We start from the raw sequence: 23,398 nt of genomic DNA on the forward strand, positions 1-23,398 counted from the left end.
TGACGCTGCCGCTCAGCCCGACAACGGCCGCGTCCTCCGTTCAGGCCGTTGCGGTTCACGTCCTTCGCACGGGCCGTGTGCGGAGTGTGTCCCTGCGCGGGCCGAGCACGGCGTGTGTTCCTGCGCGGGGCGAGCACGGCTGACGCTGCCGCTCAGCCCGACAACGGCCGCGTCCTCCGTTCAGGCCGTTGCGGTTCACGTCCTTCGCACGGGCCGTGTGCGGAGTGTGTCCCTGCGGGGGCCGAGCAAGGTGTGTGTTCCTGCGCGGGCCGAGCAAGGTGTGTGTCCCTGCGCGGGCCGGGTGCCGCCCGCGTTCTCCGCTCCGGCACGGGCATCGTTGCCTGCCGCGGCACCGGAGGGCGCGGACCGAATACGGCCCGCGCCCCGCGCTCGGACCGCGTGCGGTCCGTGCCCCCGCCTTCGCCGTTCAGGCCGTGGCCGCGCCCGGCGCCGGTGTCGGTGGTGCCGGGGTCAACTGCTGTGCCAGCCACGTCGGTACGCCCCCCAGCAGCCGGAACAGCCGTCGTGCCTCCTCGCGCAGGCGGGACGCCTCCGGTTCGGTCTCCGTGTCGGCCAGGGAGACCAGGGCCGGCGCGGTGCCGACGAGGTAGCCCAGTTCCTCGCGGATCCGCAGCGACTCGGCGAACCCGTTCCGGGCCTCCGCCAACTCGCCGTCCCGCAACGCCAGTCCGGCCAGATGGCGCCAGGTGAAGGAGAGCAGCAGCGGATCGGCGTGGGCGATCGCGCCCGCGTGCGCGCGCCGGTACGCGGCGTGCGCGGCCTGCGGGGAGCGGGTGAGGTTCTCGGCGATCAGACCGCGCCGGAAGTCCAGCAGGGCCCGCCCCGGCACCCCGGGCGGGATCAGCGCCGCGGCCCGGCCGAGCGCCGACCGCGCCTCGTCCGCCCGGTCCCGTACGCCGTGCAGCGTGGCCGCGTAGGCAAGGTACCCGCGTTCACAAGCGGCGGCGCCCCGCTCCTCGTCGGTGTGGGCCAGCGCCTCGGCGGTGCGCAGCGCGTCCTCGGCCTCCTCCCAGCCGGCCTCGGTGTAGAGGCAGCGTTCCACCAGCAGCGCGGTTCTCTGCAGCGCCGCGGCCGCGGTGGCCGACTGGAGCAGCGCCGCCGCGTCGGCCCAGCACGCGCGTGAGCGCAGCCGCCATACCGCGGTCTGGAGTGGATCGTCACCAGGGGTCGTTCCGTTACCAGACATGGCGGTATGCGCCACGTTGCCCTCCCCGAGCACGCCATCGAGCCTTGAGTGGTGGCGGCATCTCAGCACGAAATCCGTGGCCCGGCCAAGAGGATGGGTGAAAAATTTCACAAAGTCGTGGGACGGAGGAGGCCGCAGGTGGCGCGCCGTGCCCGTCCGCCGCGGCCTCAACTCATGCGCAGCGCCAGGAAGAAGTCCAGCTTGTCCTCGAGGCGGGACAGGTCACGGCCCGTCAACTGCTCGATACGCCCGACCCGGTAGCGCAGCGTGTTGACGTGCAGGTGGAGCCGGGTGGCGCAGCGGGTCCAGGAGCCGTCGCAGTCGAGGAAGGCCTCCAGGGTGGGGATCAGCTCGGCGCGGTGCCGGCGGTCGTAGTCCCGCAGCGGGTCCAGCAGCCGCGCGGTGAACGCGCGGCGCACGTCGTCCGGGACGAAGGGCAGCAGCAGGACGTGGGAGGCCAGCTCCTGGTGCCCGGCCGCGCAGACGCGGCCGGTGCGCGCCGCCGCGACCCGCCGGGCGTGCCGGGCCTCCTCCAGCGCCCCGCGCAGCCCCTCGGGCGAGTGCACGGCCGCGCTGACGCCCAGGGTGAGCCGCCCGTCGTCGTCGAGGCCTGCCGACAGCGGGTCGCGCACGGCCTCCAGCAGCGCGTCGGCGAGGATCCCGGTCTCGGAGCCGTCGTGCTCGGCCGAGACGGCCGGGAGCGGGACCAGCGCGACCGCCTCGTCGCCCGTGTGGGCGACGGCGATCCGGTCGGAGGGCTCGGGACCGGTGCTCTGCGGGTCGACGAGGATCTCCTCCAGCAGCGACTGGGCGATCGGCCCGCTCTCGTTCTCCCCGTCGTCCCACTCGACCCGGGCCACGACCACCTGCCAGTGCGGGGCCGCCCCGAGGCCGGGCAGCAGCACCGGCGCGGCGACCCTCAGCCGCGCGGCGATCTCCGCGGGCGGCGCGCCGCTCTGCACCAGCTCCAGCACCTCCTGGGCCAGCCGCCTGCGCACCGTGCGGGCCGCGTCCCGGCGGTCCCGTTCGACCGCGATCAGCTGGGTGACGCCCTGGAGCAGATCCAGCCGCTCCTCGGGCCACTCGCCCGCGTCCGCCTCCACGGCCAGCAGCCAGTCCGACAGCACCGTCTCGCGCACCTCCCGCGCGGCCCGCGGGGAGCGGCCGCCGCCGCGGATGGGGAACAGGGAGTACGTCGTCGGGCCCAGCGCCACCCGGTGCGGGCCGCGCCGGCCGGTGCGGGCGGCCGCCAGGTGCTCGGCGGCGAGCCGGGCGCACACGTCGGCGGGCAGCGCCGGGCCCGCCACCTTGGGCCCGGCGATCAGCCGGCCGGTGGGGGAGAGCAGCCAGGCCCGCAGGTCCAGGTCGGAGCCCAGCAGGTCCAGCACCACGTCCGGGCCGCCGCCCGCCGGGCCGGCCGTCATCATCCTGCGGTGCCGCTCCACCACGGCCGCCAGGTCACCGGCGCGCTCGCCGGACACCTGCCGCACCACGTGCTCGGTGATCGTCGCGAACGCCACCGACTCGTTCACCGCGAACAGCGGCAGCCGGTGCCGGGCGCAGGCCGCCACGAGGTCGTCGGGCACGGGCCCGAGTTCGGCCTCACCGGCCGCCAGGGCGGCCACTCCGGCCCGCACCAGGATCCGTACGAACGGCTCGGAGTCGGCGGCGTCACGGCGCCAGGCGAGCCCCGACAGCACCAGCTCACCGCCGGAGAGGTAGCGGCTGGGATCGCGCAGGTCGGTGGTCATGACACCCCGGACGGTGCGGTCCAGCTCGTCCTCCCCGCCGAGCAGCTTCAGGCCCAGCGCATCGGTGTCCAGCAGTGCGCGCAGCCGCATTCTCGTCGCCGCCGTTCTGTGTCTAGAAAACTACGATGGATCAAGTGGCGAGGGCCCGGCCGCGCGGCCGGGCAGCAGCTCCGCCAAGAGATGAGTCCGCGTCCCCTCGGCCACCTCTGTTTCCAGGGGAACCCAAGAGGTTTCTGAAGACCTCGGTTCATACGAATCTACAAGATGCCCGCGTCGACCAGCCAAACCCTTCATGTTTTCGGTGACTGACCGAGCCGGAGCGGGCAACGGTGTACTGACCCCACTCCGCGTAAAAGGGACAGGAACGAGCCGGGCCCGCCGCACACGGATTGGCTCAATCTGTACGACTCACGAGACGAAGAAGAGAGCCGGTCATGGACTTCCTTCGCCCCGCCAGCTGGGAGGAGGCGCTCGCCGCGAAGGCCGAGCACCCCGCCGCTGTGCCGATTGCGGGTGGCACCGACGTGATGGTCGAGATCAACTTCGACCACCGCCGGCCCGAGTATCTGCTCGACCTGAACCGCGTCCCGGACCTCTACGAGTGGGAGGTCGGCGAGGACGCCGTGCGGCTCGGCGCCTCCGTTCCGTACTCGAAGATCATGGAGAACCTGCGGGCCGAGCTGCCGGGCCTGGCCCTCGCCTCGCACACGGTGGCCTCCCCGCAGATCCGCAACCGCGGCGGCGTCGGCGGCAACCTCGGCACCGCCTCCCCGGCCGGCGACGCCCACCCCGCCCTGCTGGCGGCCGGCGCGGAGGTCGAGGTGGAGTCGGTCCGCGGCTCCCGCCGCATCCCGATCGACGCCTTCTACACCGGCGTCAAGCGCAACGCCCTGGAGCCCGACGAGCTGATCCGCGCCGTCCACGTCGCGAAGGCCGACGGACCGCAGCAGTTCTCCAAGGTCGGCACCCGCAACGCCATGGTCATCGCCGTGTGCGCCTTCGGCCTCGCCCTGCACCCGCAGACCCGTACGGTGCGCACCGGCATCGGCTCGGCCGCGCCCACGCCCATCCGGGCCAGGGCCGCCGAGGAGTTCCTGAACGCGGCGCTCGACGAGGGCGGCTTCTGGGACAGCGGGGAGATCATCACCCCCTCCGTCGCCCGGCAGTTCGCGCAGCTGTGCTCCGCCGCCTGCAACCCGATCGACGACGTCCGGGGCACCGCGAGCTACCGCCGCCACGCGGTGGGCGTCATGGCCCGCCGGACGCTCAGCTGGACCTGGGAGTCGTACCGCGGCGCCCGCCGAACGAACGAGGGAGCGGCGTGATGCGCGTCAACTTCACCGTCAATGGACGCCCCCAGCAGGCCGACGACGTCTGGGAGGGCGAGTCCCTGCTGTACGTGCTGCGCGAGCGACTGGGGCTGCCCGGCTCCAAGAACGCCTGCGAGCAGGGCGAGTGCGGCTCCTGCACGGTGCGCCTGGACGGCGTGCCGGTGTGCTCCTGCCTGGTCGCCGCCGGGCAGGTCGAGGGCCGCGAGGTCGTGACCGTCGAGGGCCTGGCGGACTACGCCAGGCAGCGGTCCTGCGGCACGGGCGCCTGCGGTACGACGCTGGAGGACGCCCAGCGGTGGCAGCCGCGGGGCCCCGGCGCGCAGACCGGCGTGGAGGGCGAACTCTCGCCGGTCCAGCAGGCGTTCATCGACGCGGGCGCCGTCCAGTGCGGATTCTGCACCCCGGGCCTGCTGGTCGCCGCCGACGAGATGCTGGAGCGCAACCCCAACCCGACCGACGCGGACATCCGCGAGGCCCTGTCGGGCAATCTGTGCCGCTGCACGGGCTACGAGAAGATCATGGACGCGGTCCGCCTGGCGGCCGCCCGGCAGTCCGAGGGGGTCTGAGCATGGCGGCCAACGGCGCTCCCACCAAAATCACCCAGGGTTCGCAGACCAGGGGCGGCATCGGCGAGTCCACGCTCCGTCCCGACGGCATCCTCAAGGTCACCGGCGAGTTCGCGTACTCCTCCGACATGTGGCACGAGGACATGCTCTGGGGCCAGATCCTGCGCTCCACGGTCGCGCACGCCGAGATCGTCTCGATCGACACCGCCGAGGCCCTCGCCATGCCGGGCGTGTACGCCGTGATGACGTACGACGACCTGCCCACCGAGGTGAAGAACTACGGCCTGGAGATCCAGGACACCCCGGTCCTGGCCCACGGCAAGGTCCGCCACCACGGCGAGCCCGTCGCCGTCGTCGCCGCCGACCACCCCGAGACCGCCCGTCGCGCCGCCGCCAAGATCAAGGTGGAGTACCGGGAACTGCCGGTGATCACCGACGAGGCCTCGGCGACCGCACCGGACGCGGTCCTCGTCCACGAGAACCGCACCGACCACCACGCCGGCCACGTCCCGCACCCCAACGTCGTCCACCGCCAGCCGATCGTCCGCGGCGACGCCGAACAGGCCGCGGGGAGAGCCGACTTCGTCGTCAAGGGGGAGTACCACTTCGGCATGCAGGACCAGGCCTTCCTCGGCCCCGAGTCCGGGCTCGCCGTGCCCGAGGAGGACGGCGGCGTCCACCTCTACATCGCCACCCAGTGGCTGCACAGCGACCTGCGCCAGATCGCGCCGGTGCTCGGCCTGCCGCCGGAGAAGGTCCGCATGACGCTGGCCGGCGTCGGCGGCGCCTTCGGCGGGCGCGAGGACCTGTCGATGCAGATCCACGCCTGCCTGCTGGCGCTGCGCACCGGCAAGCCCGTCAAGATCGTCTACAACCGGTTCGAGTCCTTCTTCGGACACGTCCACCGCCACCCGGCCAAGCTGTACTACGAGCACGGGGCCACCAAGGACGGCAAGCTCACCCACGTCAAGTGCCGGATCGTGCTGGACGGCGGCGCGTACGCCTCCGCCTCCCCGGCGGTCGTCGGCAACGCCGCCTCGCTCGGCATCGGCCCCTACGAGGTCGACGACGTCGACATCGAGGCCATCGCCCTCTACACCAACAACCCGCCCTGCGGCGCCATGCGCGGCTTCGGCGCGGTCCAGGCGTGCTTCGCCTACGAGGCGCAGATGGACAAGCTCGCCGACGCCGTCGGCATGGACCGGGTGGAGTTCCGGCAGCTGAACGCCATGTCCCAGGGCACGATCATGCCGACCGGGCAGCCGGTCGACTCCCCGGCCCCGGTCGCCGAACTCCTGCGCCGCGTCAAGGCGATGCCGATGCCGCCGGAGCGCCAGTGGGAGAGCTCCGAGGGCGCCGACGTGCGGCAGTTGCCCGGCGGCCTGTCCAACACCACGCACGGCGAAGGCGTCGTACGCGGGGTGGGCTACGCGGTCGGCATCAAGAACGTCGGCTTCTCCGAGGGCTTCGACGACTACTCCACCGCCAAGGTCCGCATGGAGGTCGTCGGCGGCGAGCCGGTCGCCACCGTGCACACCGCGATGGCGGAGGTCGGCCAGGGCGGCGTCACCGTCCACGCGCAGATCGCCCGCACCGAGCTGGGCGTCACCCAGGTGACCATCCACCCGGCCGACACCCGGGTGGGCAGCGCCGGTTCGACGTCCGCCTCCCGGCAGACGTACGTCACCGGCGGCGCCGTCAAGAACGCCTGCGAACTCGTGCGCGAGAGGGTCCTGGAGATCGGGCGCCGCAAGTTCGGCTCCTTCCACCCGGCCTGGGCCACCGCCGAACTCCTCCTGGAGGGCGGCAAGGTCGTCACCGACGGCGGCGAGGCCCTCGCCGACCTGGTGGACGTCCTCGAGGACGAGGCCGTCGAGGTGGAGGAGGAGTGGCGGCACCGGCCGACCGAACCGTTCGACCTGCGCACCGGTCAGGGCAACGGCCATGTGCAGTACTCCTTCGCCGCGCACCGCGCGGTCGTCGAGGTGGACACCGACCTCGGCCTGGTGAAGGTGATCGAGCTGGCCTGCGCCCAGGACGTCGGCAAGGCGCTCAACCCGCTGTCCGTCGTCGGCCAGATCCAGGGCGGCACCACCCAGGGCCTGGGCGTGGCGGTCATGGAGGAGATCGTCGTCGACCCGAAGACGGCGAAGGTGCGCAACCCTTCCTTCACGGACTACCTCATCCCCACCATCCTCGACACGCCCACCATCCCCGTCGACGTGCTCGAACTCGCCGACGACCACGCGCCGTACGGGCTGCGCGGCGTCGGCGAGGCCCCCACCCTGTCGTCCACACCCGCCGTCCTGGCGGCGATCCGCAACGCGACGGGACTGGAGCTGAACCGCACGCCGGTCCGGCCGGAACACCTCACCGGCATGTGAGCCCACGGCGTCCGAACCGATGAACCCCCGGGGGGAGTCCGCCCCCGGGGACCCCAACCGTTCGTCTCGGGCCGTCCCCCGGGTCGTCCATTCCCAGATCCCGCATGCCGTCGGCGGCATCGGGTGTCCCTGTGAACCTTGGGAGATGGCCCCATGACCCAGCAGTCAGTGGAGCCGAGGACCACCGCCGAGGACGCGGGCGCGGGCAGCCGCGTCCCGGCGGGCCGGTCCTGGCTCGACCGCTACTTCCACATATCCCGGCGGGGATCCACGGTCGCGCGTGAAGTGCGCGGCGGCGTCACCACCTTCATGGCGATGGCGTACATCCTGCTCCTCAACCCCCTGATCCTGTCCGGCAAGGACGCCGCCGGCGACACCCTCGGCCAGAAGGCCCTGATCACCGCGACCGCGTTCGCCGCGGCCCTCACCACCCTGCTGATGGGCCTCGTCGGCAGGGTGCCGCTCGCCCTCGCCGCCGGCCTGTCCGTCTCCGGCGTCCTGTCCTCGCAGGTCGCGCCGCAGATGACCTGGCCGCAGGCGATGGGCATGTGCGTGGTCTACGGCGTGGTCATCATGCTGTTGGTGGTCACCGGCCTACGCGAGATGATCATGAACGCCATCCCGCAGGCGCTCAAGCACGGGATCACCATCGGCATCGGCCTGTTCATCGCGCTCATCGGCTTCTACAAGTCCGGCTTCGTGCACCAGGGCAGGACCACCCCGGTCACCCTCGGCCCGGCCGGCGAACTCGCGGGCTGGCCGGTGCTGCTCTTCGCCTGCACCCTGCTGCTGATCTTCATGCTCCAGGCCCGCGACGTCCCCGGCGCCATCCTCATCGGCATCGTCGGCGGCACCGTGGCGGCGGCCGTCCTGAACTGGGCGGGCGTTATCAAGTCGGACGCCTGGGCGGGCGGCGCGCCCGTACTGCACGGCGGCGCGGTGTCGATGCCCGACTTCTCGCTCTTCGGGCACGTCGAGTTCGGCGGCTGGGGCCAGGTCGGCGCGATGACGGTCGGCGTGATCGTCTTCACTCTGGTCCTGGCCGGCTTCTTCGACGCGATGGCCACCATCATCGGCGTCGGCACCGAGGCGAAGCTGGCCGACGCCGAGGGCCGGATGCCCGGCCTGTCCAAGGCGCTGTTCATCGACGGCGCGGGCGGCGCGATCGGCGGCGTCGCCGGCGGGTCCGGGCAGACCGTGTTCATCGAGTCGGCGACCGGCGTCGGCGAGGGCGCCCGCACGGGCCTCGCCTCGGTCGTCACCGGCCTGTTCTTCGCTGCCTGCCTGTTCTTCACCCCGCTCACCGCGATCGTCCCGCAGGAGGTCGCGGCCGCCGCGCTGGTGGTCATCGGGGCCATGATGCTGATGAACGCGCGGCACGTGGACTGGGCCGACCGGTCCACCGCGATCCCGGTCTTCCTCACCGTGGTCCTGATGCCGTTCACGTACACCATCACCACCGGTGTCGCGGCCGGGGTCGTCTCGTACACCGCCATCAAGGCCGCCCAGGGCAGGGCCCGGGAGATCGGGGCCTTCATGTGGGGCCTGACGGCGGTCTTCCTCGTGTACTTCGCACTCAGCCCCATCGAGAGCTGGCTGGGCGTGCGCTAGCGGCGTTCACCGCCCACCGGCCACCGCCCGCCGACGACGCGCCCTCCCCACGACCGCCGCAAGGAGACCGACAGATGCTGGACATCGCCGAGGAACTGGACCGGTGGGTCGCGCAGGGACGCGACTTCGCCGTGGCCACCGTGGTGGCCGTCGGCGGCAGCGCACCTCGCCGGCCGGGTGCCGCCCTCGCGGTCGACGCCGACGGCACGGCCATCGGCTCCGTCTCCGGCGGCTGTGTGGAGGGCGCCGTCTACGAGCTGTGCCGGCAGGCGCTGGAGGACGGCGAGACCGTCCTGGAGCGCTTCGGCTACAGCGATGAGGACGCCTTCGCCGTCGGCCTGACCTGCGGCGGCGTCATCGACATCCTCGTCACACCGGTACGGGCCGCCGATCCGCTCCGTACCGTGGCCGCGTCCGCGCTGGCCGCCGCCGCGCGCGGGGAGGCGGCGGCCCTCGCGCGGATCGTGTCCGGTCCGGCCCGACTGCTGGGCAGGGCGCTGCTGGTCCGCCCGGACGGCTCCTGGGAGGGCGGCCTCGGCGGCCACCCGGAACTGGACCGCACGGTCGTCGGCGAGGCGTCCGCCTTCCTGGACGCCGGACGCACCGGCACCCTGGAGATCGGTGAGCGGGGCTCGCGCTGCGGCGCCCCGCTCACCGTCCTCGTCGAGTCCGCGGTGCCGCCACCCCGGATGATCGTCTTCGGCGCGATCGACTTCGCCTCGGCGCTGGTGCGCATCGGCAAGTTCCTCGGCTTCCACGTCACGGTGTGCGACGCCCGGCCCGTCTTCGCCACCCGGGCCCGCTTCCCGGAGGCCGACGAGATCGTCGTCGAGTGGCCGCACGAGTACCTGGCCCGCACCGGGGTCGACGCCCGCACGGTGCTGTGCGTCCTGACCCACGACGCCAAGTTCGACATTCCCCTGCTCGAGCTGGCGCTGCGCCTTCCGGTGGCCTACGTCGGCGCCATGGGCTCCCGCCGCACCCACCTCGACCGCAACCGCCGTCTGCGCGAAGTCGGCGTTACGGAGCTGGAGTTGGCGCGGCTGCGGTCCCCGATCGGCCTCGACCTCGGCGCCCGTACGCCCGAGGAGACGGCCCTGTCGATCGCCTCCGAGATCGTCGCCGACCGGCGCGGCGGCAGCGGTGTGTCCCTCACCGGAGCACACACCCCGATCCACCACGACGGCGTGCCCGCGGCCACCGAGCGGATCGGCTCGGTGGCCTGACGGCACGTCAGCCTTCTCAGGGCTGCCGGAGCAGCCGGTTCAGCGCCCGTCCGAACACCGACCGGGCCGCGCCGCGCAGGGGTTCGTCGAACAGGCCCGGCAGGAAGCGGACCCGCAGTTCCTCCCGCCACACCACCCGCGTACGGCCCCCGGGGCCGGGCCGCACCTCGAACTCGGCCCAGCCCAGCACCACTCGGCCCCGCTTCTCCACCCGGCACAGCCCCGGCTCGCCGTCGGCCGGCGGGCGCCAGACGGTGACCTCCATCGGATCGTCGAAGCCGAGCGGACCGATCCCCGAGCGGGCCACGAACACCGTGCCCTCCCGGGTCGGCGCGGACGTGACCACGTTGATACGGGTCAACGGCACCGCGTCGGCATGCCGCGACCACCGCGTGATCCGCCGCCACGCCTCGTCGAGGGGGAGCGGCGCGGTGCGTTCGAGCGAGAAGTTCACCACGCCACGATCGTAGGCAATCGGGGGCCTCCCCTTGTGCGTTCGCCGCCCGCTCACACGGTTGGCTCATCGCCCGGCCCTTCCGCGTATGCACCCGATCACGGGGGGGGCTACCGGATCCGTCCCGGCGGCGGTGGCTGAACCGGGTCACGCGTCAGGAGCGCGGCCCGGTCCCGCGGGTCGTCCTACGGCCGGTACACCTTGCCCGGCTCCGCCCTGCCCGGCGCCAGCAACTGCGGCACGGTGACGAAGACGTACCCCCGTTCCTTCAGCGCGTCGATGATCCCGGGCACCGCGGGCACCGTGCCCGCGTAGATGTCGTGCAGCAGGATGATCCCGTCCCGGGAGGACTGGTCGAGGACACGCTGGGTGATCAGCGCGGAGTCGGTCGTGGTGTAGTCCTTGGCGGTCACGCTCCACAGGACCTCGGCCACGCCCAGCTCCTCGCAGATCCGGTGCACGGTGTCGTCGGTGCGGCCCTGCGGCGGCCGCATCAGGGTCGGCTTGTGCCCGGTCAGCCGCTCTATCTCCTCGTTCGGGCGCCGTATCTCCTCGCGTACGCGCTCCGCCGGTATCCGGGTCAGGATCTGGTGGTCCCAGGTGTGGTTCGCGACCTCGTGGCCCTCCGCGGCCATGCGGACGACCAGCTCCGGGTACTTCTCGATGTGCCGGGCACCGAGCAGGAAGAAGGTCGCCGGTACCTGTTTCTCCTTGAGGATGTCGAGCAGCCGGGCGGAGTTCTCGCTCGGCCCCGCGTCGAAGGTCAGCGCGATGCACTTGGCGTGCCGGCAGTCCACCGTGCCGAACCCGGCCGGCGCGCCCGCCGCGGGGTGCGCGCGGGCCGCGCTCGGCGCCGTGCCGTCGCGGGCGCAGCCGCTCAGCGCGAGACACGCGGCCGTCAGTGCCGCCAGCGCCGTCGATGCCCGGAACCGGGCCCCCGTTTTCGTCGTCTTCCTGGTCACACAAGGCATGCCGGGACTATATGCCGCGTGTATAGACGCGGTGTATAGCGGGGTCGAATAACCGATCGAAAGCGAGGGTCTGGACCGGTCGAACGGGCACCACGGCGGCCACGGCGGGGACCGGGCCCGTCGGCGGTGTGTCAGGACTCGGCCCGGCGGCACAGCAGCCGCAGGACGGAGAACAGCGTCACCGGCCACACCGCCGCGAACCCCCAGATCACGCCCGGCTCCGCGGTGACGGCACCGGCCGTCAGGAGGGCGGCGGAGAGCGCCACCAGCAGCACCACGGTCCACATCCCGGGAGCGTAGGACGCCACCCGGGAGAGGGCCGGTGGTCTGCGCGCCGACCGCAGCCGCCGGACCAGACGGCGGTCACGGCTGAGGGCGCGTTCTATCTCGTTCAGGATCCGCTGTTCGCGGTCGGGGAGTCGGCCTGTCGACACTGTTGCTCCTACGGGGAACCGGTCTGCCGTGAGTCCTCTCCGACTGCCCCTCACACCTCGGCCTAACCGGCCGGGCCGGCGGCGCGGGCGGGATGTGGTCGGCCGGGCCCCGCGGGGTACCCGGCAATCGGGGCGGAAGGAGAGACGCCCATGAGGTTCCGTGACCGCGCGCAGGCCGGCCGGCAACTGGCCGAACGGCTGCGCCCGCGGTTCGAGGCGGGCGCACTGCCCGACCCCCTGGTGCTGGCGCTGCCCCGCGGCGGCGTAGCGGTGGCCCGGGAGGTCGCACGGGTGCTGGACGCCCCGCTGGACGTGGTCGTGGTCCGCAAGATCGGCGCCCCCTCGCAGGAGGAGTACGGCCTCGGCGCCATCGCCGGGGACGACCCGCCCCTGTTCGACAAGACGGCCCTGCACCTGCTCGGCCTGACCGAGGAGGACCTCGCCCCGGTGGTGGAGCGCGAACGCGCCGAACTGCGCCGCCGAGCCCGGCGCTACCGCCACGGCCGCCCCGCCCCGGACCTGCGCGGACACACCGCGATCGTCGTCGACGACGGCCTGGCCACCGGCTCCACCGCCCGCGCCGCGCTGCGGCACGTCCGGCGCGGCGCCCCCGCGCACACCGTCCTCGCCGTCCCCGTCGGCGCCCCCGACGCCGTCCGCGCGCTGAGCGGCGAGGCCGACGAAGTGATCTGCCTCCACCAGCCGCCCACCTTCACCGCCGTGGGCGTCTGGTACGACGACTTCGAGCAGTTGACGGACGAGGAGGTGCTGCGGGCCCTGACGGACGGCTGAGAGGAGGCACGCCCGTGCCCCGCATGGACCCCGGCGAGGCACGCCGCCGGTTCCTCGACGCCAGGGTGGCGCGGCTGGCCACGGTGGACGCGGCCGGCCGCCCGTACCTGGTGCCCACGGTGTTCGCCGCCCTCGGCGAGGACGGCATCGTGACGGCCGTCGACCGCAAGCCGAAGACCACGACCCGGCTCAAGCGTCTGCGGAACATCGAGGCCACCGGGTCCGTGTCCCTGCTGGCGGACGACTACGACGAGGACTGGAACCGCCTGTGGTGGGCCCGCGCCGACGGCGACGCCCGGATCGTGCCGCCCGACGCGGAGGACGAACGGACCGTGGTGCGGTACGGGACCGCGCTCGCCCGGCTGCTGCGCAAGTACCCGCAGTACCGCGAGGACCCGCCGGACGGACCGGTGATCGCGATCACCGTCCGCCGCTGGACGGGCTGGTACGCCACCGAACCGCCCGACGCCGGCCTCGGCGGCCAGGACCCCGGTGACCGAGGGCCGGGACCCTGACGACAGAGGACAGAGGACAGAGGACAGAGGGCAGAGGACAGAGGACAGAGGGCAGAGGGCAGACGAGAGAGGGCAGACGAAAGAGAGGGCAGACGAAAGAGGACAGATGCTGTCCTCAAGGGCCGCTACCGTGCGGACATGACGAAGACGACGACCACCGCGTCGGCCCCCGTGCTGGGCGTGCGCGCCCTCAACCGGGCGACTCTCGACCGGCAGTTGCTGCTGCGCCGCGCACCGCTGCCGGCCAAGGCGGCCGTGGAGCACCTGGTGGGCCTTCAGGCGCAGAACGTCAAGCCGCCGTACTACGCCCTCGCCGCCCGCCTCGACGGCTTCGCGCCGGAGCGGCTGTCGGAGCTGATGGCCGGCCGCGAGGTGGTCCGCATCGTCACCCTGCGCTCGACCATCCACACCCACACCGCCGACGACTGCCTCACCCTGCGACCGCTCGTCCAGGGCGCCCGCGAGCGCGAACTCAACCAGTTCCGCAAGGGCCTGGCCGGCGTCGACCTCGACCGGCTCACCGCGCTCGTCCGCGACCTCGTCGAGGCCGAGCCGCGCACGATGACGCAACTGCGCGCCGCGCTCGGCGCCGAGTGGCCCGACGCCGACCCGCAGGCCCTCGGCATCGCCGCCCGCTGCCGGCTCCCGCTGGTGCAGGTCACCCCGCGCGGACTGTGGAACAGAAGCGGGCAGGTCGCCCTCACGACCGCGGAGCACTGGCTCGGCCGGCCCGCGGCCCTCTCCCCAGGGCTCGCGGTAGGGGACGACCCCACCGCCCTGGAAGCCACCGTCCTGCGCTACCTCGCCGCCTTCGGTCCTGCCTCCGTCCGGGACATGCAGACCTGGGCGGGCCTGACCCGGCTGCGCCCCGTCTTCGAGCGCCTCCGCCCCCGGCTCGTCACCTTCCGGGACGACGGCGGCGCCGAACTGTTCGACCTTCCCGACGCTCCCCGCCCCGACCCGGACACCCCGGCACCGCCCCGCTTCCTGCCCGAGTTCGACAACCTGCTCCTGTCCCACGCCGACCGCGCCCGCGTGGTGCCCGAGCGGTACCGGGGCCGCAACGCGCAGGGGAACCTGGCCCATCGCACCCTCCTCGTCGACGGCTTCCTGGCGGGGGTGTGGAAACCGGAGGGCGACACGCTGGTGGTCGAGCCCTTCGGGCGGCTGACCAGGGCCCAGCGGCAGGACGTGACCGCGGAGGCCGAGCGCATGCTCGCCGTCCTGCACCCGGGCGCGGCGTACGGCATACGGTTCGGGACCGTCGTAGGGCGGTGAGCGCCCGGCGGCCGGGACGCGGATCCCGGCGGTGGCGGTGCCGGGGTCAACGAGGCCATGGAAAGGGGGCGTTGCGGGCCGCTCGTGGTGGCTCGCAACGCCCCCTGGCTTTCACCGGGGCACGGCTCAGGTCAGGACCTGTTCGGTCACGAGGCTGGAGAAGGAGGCCAGCCGGGTGTAGACACCCGGCCGGCCCGCCTCGGCACAGCCGTTGCCCCAGGAAGTGATCCCTGCCAGGACGCCCCCGATGAGCAGGGGACCGCCGCTGTCGCCCTGGCAGGTGTCGACGCCGCCGGACGGATATCCGGCGCAAACCATGTCGCTCGCGACGAAGTCGGAGCCGTAGGAGTCGCGGCACTCGGTGTCGGACACGACGGGTACCGTCGCCATCCGCAACTGGCCGGAGGAGCCGCCGTTCTTGCCCGTGGTGCCCCAGCCCAGGACGCGGGCCGTCATGCCGGGCGCGTACACCCCGGTGCCGTTGGGGGAGACGTACGCCGCCGTGGCGTACGGCATCGGCGTCGCCAGGGTGAGCACGGCCACGTCGCCGCCGTCGACGACGTCCGTGTAGCCCGGGTCGAACCAGATCCGGCTGACTTCGCCGACCGTGCCGTCGGTGCCGTCGAGGTGGGTGCGCCCGCCCACCACCCGCAGGTTGCCCGCGGTCTCGCCGACCACGCAGTGCGCGGCGGTGACCACCTTCGTGGGCGCGACCAGGGTGCCGCCGCAGAACTGGCCGCCGGTCGCGTCCGTGATCTGCATGACGAACGGGTACTCGGCCGTCGTGGTCGTCGTGCCACCGACGACGGGCCTGGGGGCGGCGACCGCCGAGGGGGCGGTGAGCAGCGCGGCCGCGGCAGCGCCGAACGCGACCGCGGCGGCGGTCCGTCTGGCGCGGGTGAGGCCGAACATGCGTCTCCTCGGGGCAGGCCGATGGGGGATCGCGCGGGCGGGGGAGCACGGGGGCCGTGGGGTCCGTGCTCGGGTCCCGTGTGCCCGGGCGAGCGGCACGCCCCTTACGCTAGGACCGGGCCCATCCTCCTCCAATGAGGGAACTCCCTAGGGGAGTCGGGCAGGGAAATCCCTCGGTCCCACCCGGTGACCGCCGGTGGGCCCCGGTGGTCCGCTCTCGTCCCGCGGCGCGCTCCGGTGCCGGTCCTCACTGCGTTCACGCGGTCGTCCACGCGGTCAGTCAACCCGCGCCGCGCTCACTTCGCGCGCCGGCCTGCGGCCAATCGGACGATGTCGACGCGCGAACGGATCCCCAGCTTTCGGTAGACCCGGGTCAGGGTCGCCTCCACCGTCTTGACGCTGATGAACAGCCGCGCCGCGATCTCCCGGTTCGTCGCGCCCTCCATGACCAGCGCCGCCACCTGGCGCTCCATCGCCGCCAGTCCGTCCAACGCCGCCGGGGCCACCTCCGGCTGCTGCTTGGGCCGGGCCGCGGCGGCCTCCTCCACCCGGCGCAGCCACGGCAGCGCGCGGCAGCGCCGGAACAGCCGCGCCGCCTCGTCGTACGACGTCGGCCCCGGCACGGGGGCCGCCCCCGCCCGGCCGACTCCCAGGGCCGGGGCGAGAGTGCGCAGCCGGGCCAGCGCGAACGCGGCGCGGGCCTCCTCCAGACCGTTGCCGAGCTTCGCCAGCCGGTCCTGTGCGGACGTCAACTGGGCCACGGCCGCGTCCTGTTCGCCGCGGGCCGCCCGTACCTGCGCCTCGGACCGGTCGAGTACGGCCAGCACGCTCTCGCGGCCGAGCCGCAGCGCGTGCTCGCGGGCCACGTCGATGACGCGCTGGGCCTCGGCCCGCTCCCCGGTCCGCACCAGGGCCTCCGCGAGGTCGCCGTGCCAGCGGCCGCGCGCCGGATCGGTGATGCCGAGCCCCAGCTCCAGCTCCCGCACCCGGCGCAGCGCCGTCACGGCGGCCCGGTCGTCCCCGGCCACCAACTGGGCGTGCCCCAGGGCGGTCAGGGCGCGCGAGAGATACATCTGGTCGCCGTCCTCCTCGGCGTGCCCCACCGCCTCCCGGGCCAGTGCCAGCGCCCGGTCGGTGCTGCCGCCGGAGGCCTCGGCGAGGGACGCCAGCGTGGCCGAGGCGCTCTCGCCGATGCCGGTGTCCCGGGCCATCCGCAGACTCTCACGGGCCAGGTCCAGGGCCCGGCCGCAGTGGCCGGAGCGCAGTTCGGTCTCGGCGAGCAGGCGCAGGAAGTGCACCTCGCTCTCGACCATGCCGCGCCGCCGGACCTCGCGCAGCAGCGCGGTGATGGTCGCCCGGGCCTCGGCCAGCCGGTCGCTCATCAGCAGCCAGCGGTAGCGGGCCGAGCCGACGCCGTTGTGATGGCAGGCGACGTACGGGTCCTGAGGCTCCCTCAGCGCCCGCTTGATGGTGGCGGGGGCGTTCGGATGCCCCATCAGGGTCTCGGTGGAGGCCTGGAAGGCGAGCGCCATCAGTTCGGTGCGCCGGTCCCGGCCGCGCTCCGCCAGTTCGGCGGCGTGGGCGGCCTCCTGGCGGGCCTCGGCGAAGTCGCCCTCCACGACCAGCCCGCGCCAGGCCAGTTGGTAGTGGACCAGGGCGAGCAGCCGCGGGTCGTCGCCGGCGTCGGCCAGGGCCTGCGGGAAGACGATGTCGACGTCTCCGAGGGCCTGGCCGGCCGACTCGATCACCACCATCCAGGCGCGCACGCGTTCGGCGGGCACGGTGGCCCGGGTCAGCACCTCGCGGGCGATGTCCCGGGCGAGGTCCACCTCGCCGGCCGTGATGGCGTCCTCGGCGGCCTGCAACCGCCGGCCGTCCGGGCCCGGCCCGCTGCCGGCCGGGGTGTGCCGGGCGGCGAGCAGGCCCAGCGAGGCGGCCACCGAGGGCGCCCCGCGGTCCCGGGCCAGCGCGGCGGCCCCGGCGAGCCGGGCGGCCACCTCCGGGTCGGTGCCGGTGGTGGCCAGCGCCAGGTGCCGGGCCCGCTCGATGGGGTCGGGGGCGGCGGTGGCCAGCGCGGCGTGGGCGGCACGCCGCTCCTGGGCGGGGGCCTCCGCGTAGAGCGCGGCCGATATCAGCGGGTGCGCGAACCGTACGGCGGGGTCTTCCGGCTCGGTGGACAGCAGCCCCAGTTCGGCGGCCTGCGCGCACTCGGCCTCGGCGTTGCCGCGGCCGGCCGCGTGCAGCAGGGCGGGGGTGGGGCGGGCGCCGGCACTGGCCACCAGCAGGGTCCGGCGGGCCTCGCCCGACAGCATCTCCAGCCGGCTCAGGACGAGGGCGCGCAGCGAGGTCGGCACCGGCAGCGGCTCGCCCGGCCGGGGCGGGGTGGGGCTCTCGGCCAGGGCGCGGCCCAGTTCCAGCGCGAACAGGGGGTTGCCGCCGCTGGTGCGGTGGATGTCGCGGACCGTGGAGCGGGGCAGGCCGGCGTAGCCGCGGTGGCCGAGCAGGGCGGAGACCTGGGTACGGGTCAGCGGGCCCAGCCGGACGGAGAGGGTGTCGGGCGGGCAGGCGCGCAGATGGCGGTCGTACTCCTCCTCCTCGGTCCGCACCGCGCACAGCATCTGCACGGGTGTCTCGCCGAGGCGCCGGGCGGCGAAGCCGAGCAGTTCGGCGCTGGCCGAGTCCAGCCACTGGAGGTCGTCGGCGACGATCAGGACCGGACCCTTCGCGGCGAGCGCGCGCAGCGTGGAGAGCACGGCCAGGCGCAGGGCGAGACCGTCGCGCTGGAGGGTGGACTCGCCGCGGCCGGTGAGCGCGGACTCCAGCGCGGTGTGCTGGGCGGCGGGCAGCTTGCCGGACACCTCGTCCAGGACCAGGCCGAAGAGGTCGGCCAGGGCGAGGAAGGGCAGGTGGGATTCGGACTCGGTGGCGGAGCAGCGCAACACGGTGCGGGCGTTCGGGGCGTATTCCGCGGCCAATGCCCGCAGCACCGTCGACTTTCCTATTCCGGCCGGCCCGTGCAGCAGCACACTCCCACCGCGCGCGAGCTGCTCCCGCGCCGCCGCGGACGGCTCCTCCTGGCCGATGACCAGGTCGGAACGGCAGCTCGCAGGGCCCTTGAAGTCCCGTCGCACGGTCACCGCTCCCCTCGAGTGTCGTGTTCGGGCCAAATTCTAGGCAACCTGCCCGTGAATTTCGGACAGCCAGGGTGGTGAGGGAAATAACAGCGCCCGGAGCAGGCCCATATTCAAAGCACGGCTGAATGAATACGTCGCCCACGAGCAGAGCCCTCCGACGGTACCCCCGCCACACCCCCACCAACACTCCCGCGCCGGCCTTCCCGCCCGGGCCACCGGCCTCTACGGAAGCCGCGCCCATCGGCGCGTGCCGGGGTCCTGTCCCCGACCGGGGGAGGATCCACGCCCTGGCACCCCCGCTGCCGGTACGCCCGCGGGGGTGCGTGTCTCCACCGGTGCCCGCCGGAGCCCTGCCACCCTGCCCCCGGCCGATGCCGGAAGCCCGTCACCGGGCTGTGCTCGTCACCGGGCTGTGCTCGTCACCGGGCCGCGCCCCCCAACGGGCTGCGCCCGCCCACCCACTCGTCACTACCCCCGCACCCCTCGCGGGCCAAGCCCCCGCCCCTACGGCAGTACCCCCGCCCGGCGGGCCGTCGCCACCGCCTCGCCTCTGGTGTGGGCGCCCAGTTTGCGCATGGCCGCGCGGAGGTAGCTCTTGACGGTTTCGGGGCTCAGGCCCAGGCGGGCCGCCGCGGCGGCGTTGGTCGCGCCGGCGGCGACGCAGGTCAGTACGTCGATCTCGCGGGGAGCCAGGCTCACGCCCGCCACCGGGGCAGCCGCCGTGGTCAACAGGCCGCAGGCGTCGAGGAGTTCGGCGCGCAGGCCGGGGTCGGAGATCCGCGGGGCCAGGGCGCGCAGGGCCGCGTGGGCCTCGCGGACCTGTTCCCAGGCGACCCCGTCCGCAGGGTCCGGCGCGGGCACCGCACGGGACGCCGCCAGCAGGTCCCGCGCCTGCTCCTCCGCCACCAGCGCCTGTTCTACGTCCCGCGCCGCCTCCACGGCCGCGCTCAGCGTCCGGTCGCCCAGCGGCTGGGCCGTGCGCAGCGCGCCGTACAGCACGCCGCGCACCCGGCGCCGAACGACCACCGGCACGGCCAGCACCGAGCGCAGCCCCTCCGCGGCGACCGGGACGTCGTACTCGTGACTGATCCGCGGGGACAGCGAGTAGTCCGTGACCGCGCACGGGCGGGCGAGCGCCACCGCCTTGCCGCCGAGCCCGTTCCCGGAGCTCACCGCGAGCGCCCTGAGCGCGAGCGTCGTCGTGCCGGTCAGCTCGCTGATCCGCACCCGCGGCCGGCCCGGCTCGACCAGGCCGCCGAAGGCGACCGGGAGGCCCGTCGCACGCCGCAGCCGTACCAGCGCACCGCGGATCTCCGCCGCCCCGGACGCCTCCGTCCTCACCGCTCGCCCCTTCGCCGTGGACCGTCGTGGACCTTCCCGCCCACCACACCCCCGTTCGGGGGTGGTGAGACGCACATCACGGATTACACGATGGCAGAGAGCCGCCCGGCAATGGTCCGGAACCTAGGAGGACAGATGACGACGGCGACGGAGCTCTTCCGCAGGGCACGGGACTTCCTGTTGGAACACCGTGAGGACTACGCCACCGCCTACGCGGGCTTCGAATGGCCCCGCCCCTCCCACTTCAACTGGGCACTGGACTGGTTCGACGCCGTCGCCGAGGGGAACGACCGCACCGCCCTGCACATCGTCGAGGAGGACGGCACCGAGACCCGCCTCTCCTTCGCCGAGATGTCCGAGCGTTCCAGCCGCGCGGCCAACTGGCTGCGCGACCGCGGTGTCGCCGCCGAGGACCGCATCCTCGTCATGCTCGGCAACCAGGCCGAGTTGTGGGAGACCGCGCTCGCCGCGATGAAGCTGCGCGCGGTCGTCATCCCCGCCACCCCGCTGCTCGGCCCCGCCGACCTGACCGACCGCGTCGAACGCGGCCGGGTCAGGCACGTGATCGCACGCGCCGCCGACACCGCGAAGTTCGCCGACGTCCCCGGCGCCTACACCCGTATCTCGGTCGGCGGCCTGCCGGAGGAGGGCTGGGAGCCCTACGAGGACGCGTACGCCGCTCCCGCCGAGTTCGTCCCGGACGGGCCCACCCTCGCCGACGACCCGCTGATGCTGTACTTCACCTCGGGCACCACGGCCCGGCCCAAGCTGGTGGAGCACACTCACGTCTCGTACCCCGTCGGGCACCTGGCGACCATGTACTGGATCGGCCTGAAGCCGGGCGACGTGCACCTGAACATCTCCTCGCCCGGCTGGGCCAAGCACGCCTGGTCGAACCTGTTCGCGCCGTGGAACGCCGAGGCGACCGTCTTCATCCACAACTACACCCGCTTCGACGCCGCCCGGCTGATGGCCGAGATGGACCGCGCGGGCGTCACCACCTTCTGCGCCCCGCCGACCGTGTGGCGCATGCTGATCCAGGCCGATCTCACCCAGCTGCGCACCCCGCCCCGCGCGGCCGTGGCAGCGGGCGAACCACTGAACCCCGAGGTCATCGAGCAGGTCCGGCGTGCCTGGGGCGTGACCATCCGGGACGGCTTCGGGCAGACCGAGACCGCCGTGCAGGTCTCCAACAGCCCCGGCCAGCCGCTGAAGACCGGCTCCATGGGCCGGCCCAGCCCCGGCTACCGCGTCGAACTGCTCGACCCGGTGTCCGGCGCGCCCGGCGCCGCCGAGGGCGAGATCGCGCTCGACCTGTCGGCGCGCCCGGTAGGCCTGATGACCGGCTACCACGGCGACCCGGACCGCACCGCGGAGGCGATGGCCGGCGGCTACTACCGGACGGGGGACGTCGCCTCCAGGGATGAAGAGGGGTATCTCACGTACATCGGACGTTCCGACGATGTCTTCAAGGCGTCCGACTACAAGATCAGCCCGTTCGAGCTGGAGAGCGCCCTGCTGGAGCACGAGGCCGTGGCAGAGGCGGCGGTCGTACCCGCGCCGGACCCGCTGCGTCTGGCGGTGCCGAAGGCGTACGTCGTCCTCGCCGAGGGCTGGGAGCCCGGCACCGGCACCGCGAAGGCGCTCTTCGAGCACTCCCGGGAGGTGCTCGCCCCCTACAAGCGCATCCGCCGCCTGGAGTTCGGCGAACTGCCCAAGACCGTCTCCGGCAAGATCCGCCGGATCGAGCTGCGCGAGGCCACGGCCGAGGGCTCGGCGAACGAGTACCGCGAGGAGGACTTCCGGTGAGCGCACTTGCGGCGATCGAACCGTCCTACGCCCACGGAACCAGCGGCACCCCGCTGCTGGGCGACACCATCGGAGCCAACCTCGACCGGGCGGTCGCCGCCTTCGGCGACCGCGAGGCGCTCGTCGACGTGCCCTCCGGACGTCGCTGGACCTACGCCGAGTTCGGCGCCGCCGTCGACGAGGTGGCGCGCGGACTGCTCGCCAAGGGCGTGGCCAAGGGCGACCGGGTCGGGATCTGGGCGGTCAACTGCCCCGAGTGGGTGCTCGTCCAGTACGCCACCGCCCGCATCGGCGTGATCATGGTGAACATCAACCCGGCCTACCGGGCCCACGAGGTGGAGTACGTGCTCCGGCAGGCCGGCATCTCGCTGCTGGTCGCCTCGCAGGCCCACCGGGGCACCGACTACCGGGCGTTGGTCGATCAGGTCCGCGGGACGTGCCCCGAGCTGCGGGAGACCGTCTACATCGGCGACCCGTCGTGGGAAGCGCTGACGGCCGCCGGAGCTTGTGTGACGGTCGCTCAGCTACAGGCGGTACAGGACGAGTTGAGTTGTGACGACCCGGTCAACATCCAGTACACCTCGGGCACCACGGGCTTCCCCAAGGGCGCCACGCTCTCCCACCACAACATCCTCAACAACGGCTACTGGGTGGGCCGTACGGTCGGCTACACCGAACGGGACCGGGTCTGCATCCCCGTGCCCTACTACCACTGCTTCGGCATGGTGATGGGCAACCTGGCGGCGACGTCGCACGGCGCGTGCATGGTCATCCCGGCGCCGTCCTTCGAGCCGAGGGCCACCCTGGAGGCCGTGCAGCAGGAGCGCTGCACCTCGCTGTACGGGGTGCCGACGATGTTCATCGCGGAGCTGAACCTCCCCGACTTCGCGTCGTACGACCTCACTTCCCTGCGCACCGGCATCATGGCGGGCTCGCCCTGCCCGGTGGAGGTGATGAAGCGGGTGGTCGCCGAGATGCACATGGAGGAGGTCTCCATCTGCTACGGCATGACCGAGACCTCGCCGGTCTCCCTCCAGACCCGGATGGACGACGACCTCGAACACCGCACCGGCACGGTCGGCCGCGTACTGCCGCACCTGGAGGTCAAGGTCGTCGACCCGGCCACCGGCGTCACCCGACCCCGCGGCACGGCCGGCGAGTTGTGCACCCGCGGCTACAGCGTGATGCTCGGCTACTGGAACGAGCCCGAGAAGACCGCCGAGGCCGTCGACCCGGGCCGCTGGATGCACACGGGCGACCTCGCGGTGATGCGCGAGGACGGGTACGTCGAGATCGTCGGCCGTATCAAGGACATGATCATCCGCGGGGGCGAGAACATCTACCCGCGCGAGATCGAGGAGTTCCTCTACGGCCACCCGAAGATCCGCGACGTCCAGGTGGTCGGCGTGCCGCACGAGAAGTACGGCGAGGAGGTGCTGGCCTGCGTCATCCCGCTGGACGCGGCCGACCCGCTGACCCTGGAGGACCTGCGGGCCTTCTGCGAGGGCCGGCTGGCCCACTACAAGATCCCGAGCCTGCTGCGGGTCCTGGACTCCTTCCCGATGACCGTCTCCGGGAAGGTGCGCAAGATCGAACTCCGCGAGAAGTACGCCCTGTGAGCGGACGGCCGGCGTCTCGCGCACCACAGGTGCCCGAGACGCCGGCCATGCGGTTCACCGGCC

18 protein-coding genes are annotated in these 23,398 nt (G+C 73.3%); 10 read left to right on the top strand and 8 right to left on the bottom strand.

What is annotated here, in order from left to right:
- Nucleotides 1-427: 427 nt before the first annotated feature.
- Nucleotides 428-1,207, bottom strand: coding sequence for a hypothetical protein (locus ACWC91_RS17650; protein WP_225078316.1), 780 nt, complete (start codon nucleotides 1,205-1,207; stop codon nucleotides 428-430).
- 167 nt (nucleotides 1,208-1,374) lie between these two features.
- Entirely contained in the window at nucleotides 1,375-3,048 is a 1,674-nt protein-coding gene (locus ACWC91_RS17655; RefSeq protein WP_225078315.1) for a PucR family transcriptional regulator, read from the bottom strand.
- Between the two features lie 344 nt (nucleotides 3,049-3,392).
- On the opposite strand from ACWC91_RS17655, the gene ACWC91_RS17660 reads away from it, so the two are divergent.
- From ACWC91_RS17660 to ACWC91_RS17680, 5 genes are all read left to right on the top strand, one after another.
- Nucleotides 3,393-4,283 carry an FAD binding domain-containing protein gene (locus ACWC91_RS17660; RefSeq protein ID WP_225078314.1) on the top strand — a complete coding sequence of 297 codons (891 nt, stop codon included), beginning with the start codon at nucleotides 3,393-3,395 and terminating at the stop codon, nucleotides 4,281-4,283.
- Nucleotides 4,283-4,855 carry a (2Fe-2S)-binding protein gene (locus tag ACWC91_RS17665; RefSeq protein WP_225078313.1) on the top strand — a complete coding sequence of 191 codons (573 nt, stop codon included), beginning with the start codon at nucleotides 4,283-4,285 and terminating at the stop codon, nucleotides 4,853-4,855. The genes ACWC91_RS17660 and ACWC91_RS17665 overlap by 1 nt, the downstream gene beginning before the upstream one ends.
- 2 nt (nucleotides 4,856-4,857) lie before the next feature.
- A complete protein-coding gene (locus ACWC91_RS17670) occupies nucleotides 4,858-7,239 on the top strand; it encodes a xanthine dehydrogenase family protein molybdopterin-binding subunit (protein ID WP_225078312.1) in 2,382 nt (793 codons plus the stop codon).
- Nucleotides 7,240-7,392: 153 nt separating this feature from the next.
- A complete protein-coding gene (locus tag ACWC91_RS17675; protein WP_450643808.1) occupies nucleotides 7,393-8,850 on the top strand; it encodes an NCS2 family permease in 1,458 nt (485 codons plus the stop codon).
- Nucleotides 8,851-8,924: 74 nt separating this feature from the next.
- On the top strand, nucleotides 8,925-10,076 hold the full coding sequence (locus ACWC91_RS17680) for an XdhC family protein (RefSeq protein WP_450643807.1): 1,152 nt from the start codon (nucleotides 8,925-8,927) through the stop codon (nucleotides 10,074-10,076).
- Nucleotides 10,077-10,092: 16 nt separating this feature from the next.
- Here the strand turns inward: ACWC91_RS17680 and ACWC91_RS17685 are convergent, their stop codons facing one another.
- The 3 genes from ACWC91_RS17685 to ACWC91_RS17695 form a co-directional block, all read right to left on the bottom strand.
- Nucleotides 10,093-10,533, bottom strand: coding sequence for an SRPBCC family protein (locus ACWC91_RS17685; RefSeq protein ID WP_225078309.1), 441 nt, complete (start codon nucleotides 10,531-10,533; stop codon nucleotides 10,093-10,095).
- A gap of 182 nt (nucleotides 10,534-10,715) precedes the next feature.
- Nucleotides 10,716-11,501, bottom strand: a complete 786-nt coding sequence (locus ACWC91_RS17690) for a polysaccharide deacetylase family protein (protein ID WP_450643806.1) — start codon at nucleotides 11,499-11,501, stop codon at nucleotides 10,716-10,718.
- Nucleotides 11,502-11,632: 131 nt separating this feature from the next.
- Entirely contained in the window at nucleotides 11,633-11,935 is a 303-nt protein-coding gene (locus tag ACWC91_RS17695) for a DUF3040 domain-containing protein (protein WP_376499491.1), read from the bottom strand.
- A 150-nt stretch (nucleotides 11,936-12,085) separates the two neighbouring features.
- On the opposite strand from ACWC91_RS17695, the gene ACWC91_RS17700 reads away from it, so the two are divergent.
- The 3 genes from ACWC91_RS17700 (at nucleotide 12,086) to ACWC91_RS17710 (ending at nucleotide 14,520) form a co-directional block, all read left to right on the top strand.
- Nucleotides 12,086-12,727 (top strand): phosphoribosyltransferase, encoded by a 642-nt coding sequence (locus tag ACWC91_RS17700; RefSeq protein ID WP_225078306.1) that lies wholly within the window; start codon nucleotides 12,086-12,088, stop codon nucleotides 12,725-12,727.
- A 14-nt stretch (nucleotides 12,728-12,741) separates the two neighbouring features.
- Complete coding sequence (locus tag ACWC91_RS17705) at nucleotides 12,742-13,242, top strand: TIGR03668 family PPOX class F420-dependent oxidoreductase (RefSeq protein ID WP_450643805.1); 501 nt, start codon at nucleotides 12,742-12,744, stop codon at nucleotides 13,240-13,242.
- A gap of 138 nt (nucleotides 13,243-13,380) precedes the next feature.
- On the top strand, nucleotides 13,381-14,520 hold the full coding sequence (locus ACWC91_RS17710) for a winged helix DNA-binding domain-containing protein (RefSeq protein WP_450643804.1): 1,140 nt from the start codon (nucleotides 13,381-13,383) through the stop codon (nucleotides 14,518-14,520).
- 126 nt (nucleotides 14,521-14,646) lie between these two features.
- Here ACWC91_RS17710 and ACWC91_RS17715 read toward each other — a convergent pair whose 3' ends face one another.
- The 3 genes from ACWC91_RS17715 to ACWC91_RS17725 all read right to left on the bottom strand — a co-directional run bounded on the left by ACWC91_RS17715 (nucleotide 14,647) and on the right by ACWC91_RS17725 (nucleotide 19,907).
- On the bottom strand, nucleotides 14,647-15,432 hold the full coding sequence (locus ACWC91_RS17715) for a S1 family peptidase (protein WP_225078303.1): 786 nt from the start codon (nucleotides 15,430-15,432) through the stop codon (nucleotides 14,647-14,649).
- Nucleotides 15,433-15,728: 296 nt separating this feature from the next.
- Complete coding sequence (locus tag ACWC91_RS17720; protein ID WP_450725961.1) at nucleotides 15,729-18,569, bottom strand: AAA family ATPase; 2,841 nt, start codon at nucleotides 18,567-18,569, stop codon at nucleotides 15,729-15,731.
- A 501-nt stretch (nucleotides 18,570-19,070) separates the two neighbouring features.
- Nucleotides 19,071-19,907 carry a helix-turn-helix transcriptional regulator gene (locus ACWC91_RS17725; protein WP_225078301.1) on the bottom strand — a complete coding sequence of 279 codons (837 nt, stop codon included), beginning with the start codon at nucleotides 19,905-19,907 and terminating at the stop codon, nucleotides 19,071-19,073.
- 135 nt (nucleotides 19,908-20,042) lie between these two features.
- Between ACWC91_RS17725 and ACWC91_RS17730 the strand changes: the two genes are divergently transcribed.
- Both ACWC91_RS17730 and ACWC91_RS17735 read left to right on the top strand, forming a co-directional pair.
- On the top strand, nucleotides 20,043-21,716 hold the full coding sequence (locus ACWC91_RS17730) for an AMP-binding protein (protein ID WP_376499499.1): 1,674 nt from the start codon (nucleotides 20,043-20,045) through the stop codon (nucleotides 21,714-21,716).
- A complete protein-coding gene (locus ACWC91_RS17735; protein ID WP_450644717.1) occupies nucleotides 21,713-23,335 on the top strand; it encodes an AMP-binding protein in 1,623 nt (540 codons plus the stop codon). The genes ACWC91_RS17730 and ACWC91_RS17735 overlap by 4 nt, the downstream gene beginning before the upstream one ends.
- Nucleotides 23,336-23,398 lie beyond the last annotated feature (63 nt).

This window comes from Streptomyces sp. NPDC001204 (assembly GCF_053598035.1).

Bases quoted from the DNA above. Each gene is read 5' to 3' on its own strand.
- ACWC91_RS17650 (WP_225078316.1), bottom strand. From the start codon at position 1,207: ATGTCTGGTAACGGAACGACCCCTGGTGACGATCCACTCCAGACCGCG.
- ACWC91_RS17655 (WP_225078315.1), bottom strand. From the start codon at position 3,048: ATGCGGCTGCGCGCACTGCTGGACACCGATGCGCTGGGCCTGAAGCTG.
- ACWC91_RS17660 (WP_225078314.1), top strand. From the start codon at position 3,393: ATGGACTTCCTTCGCCCCGCCAGCTGGGAGGAGGCGCTCGCCGCGAAG.
- ACWC91_RS17665 (WP_225078313.1), top strand. From the start codon at position 4,283: ATGCGCGTCAACTTCACCGTCAATGGACGCCCCCAGCAGGCCGACGAC.
- ACWC91_RS17670 (WP_225078312.1), top strand. From the start codon at position 4,858: ATGGCGGCCAACGGCGCTCCCACCAAAATCACCCAGGGTTCGCAGACC.
- ACWC91_RS17675 (WP_450643808.1), top strand. From the start codon at position 7,393: ATGACCCAGCAGTCAGTGGAGCCGAGGACCACCGCCGAGGACGCGGGC.
- ACWC91_RS17680 (WP_450643807.1), top strand. From the start codon at position 8,925: ATGCTGGACATCGCCGAGGAACTGGACCGGTGGGTCGCGCAGGGACGC.
- ACWC91_RS17690 (WP_450643806.1), bottom strand. From the start codon at position 11,501: ATGCCTTGTGTGACCAGGAAGACGACGAAAACGGGGGCCCGGTTCCGG.
- ACWC91_RS17700 (WP_225078306.1), top strand. From the start codon at position 12,086: ATGAGGTTCCGTGACCGCGCGCAGGCCGGCCGGCAACTGGCCGAACGG.
- ACWC91_RS17710 (WP_450643804.1), top strand. From the start codon at position 13,381: ATGACGAAGACGACGACCACCGCGTCGGCCCCCGTGCTGGGCGTGCGC.
- ACWC91_RS17715 (WP_225078303.1), bottom strand. From the start codon at position 15,432: ATGTTCGGCCTCACCCGCGCCAGACGGACCGCCGCCGCGGTCGCGTTC.
- ACWC91_RS17730 (WP_376499499.1), top strand. From the start codon at position 20,043: ATGACGACGGCGACGGAGCTCTTCCGCAGGGCACGGGACTTCCTGTTG.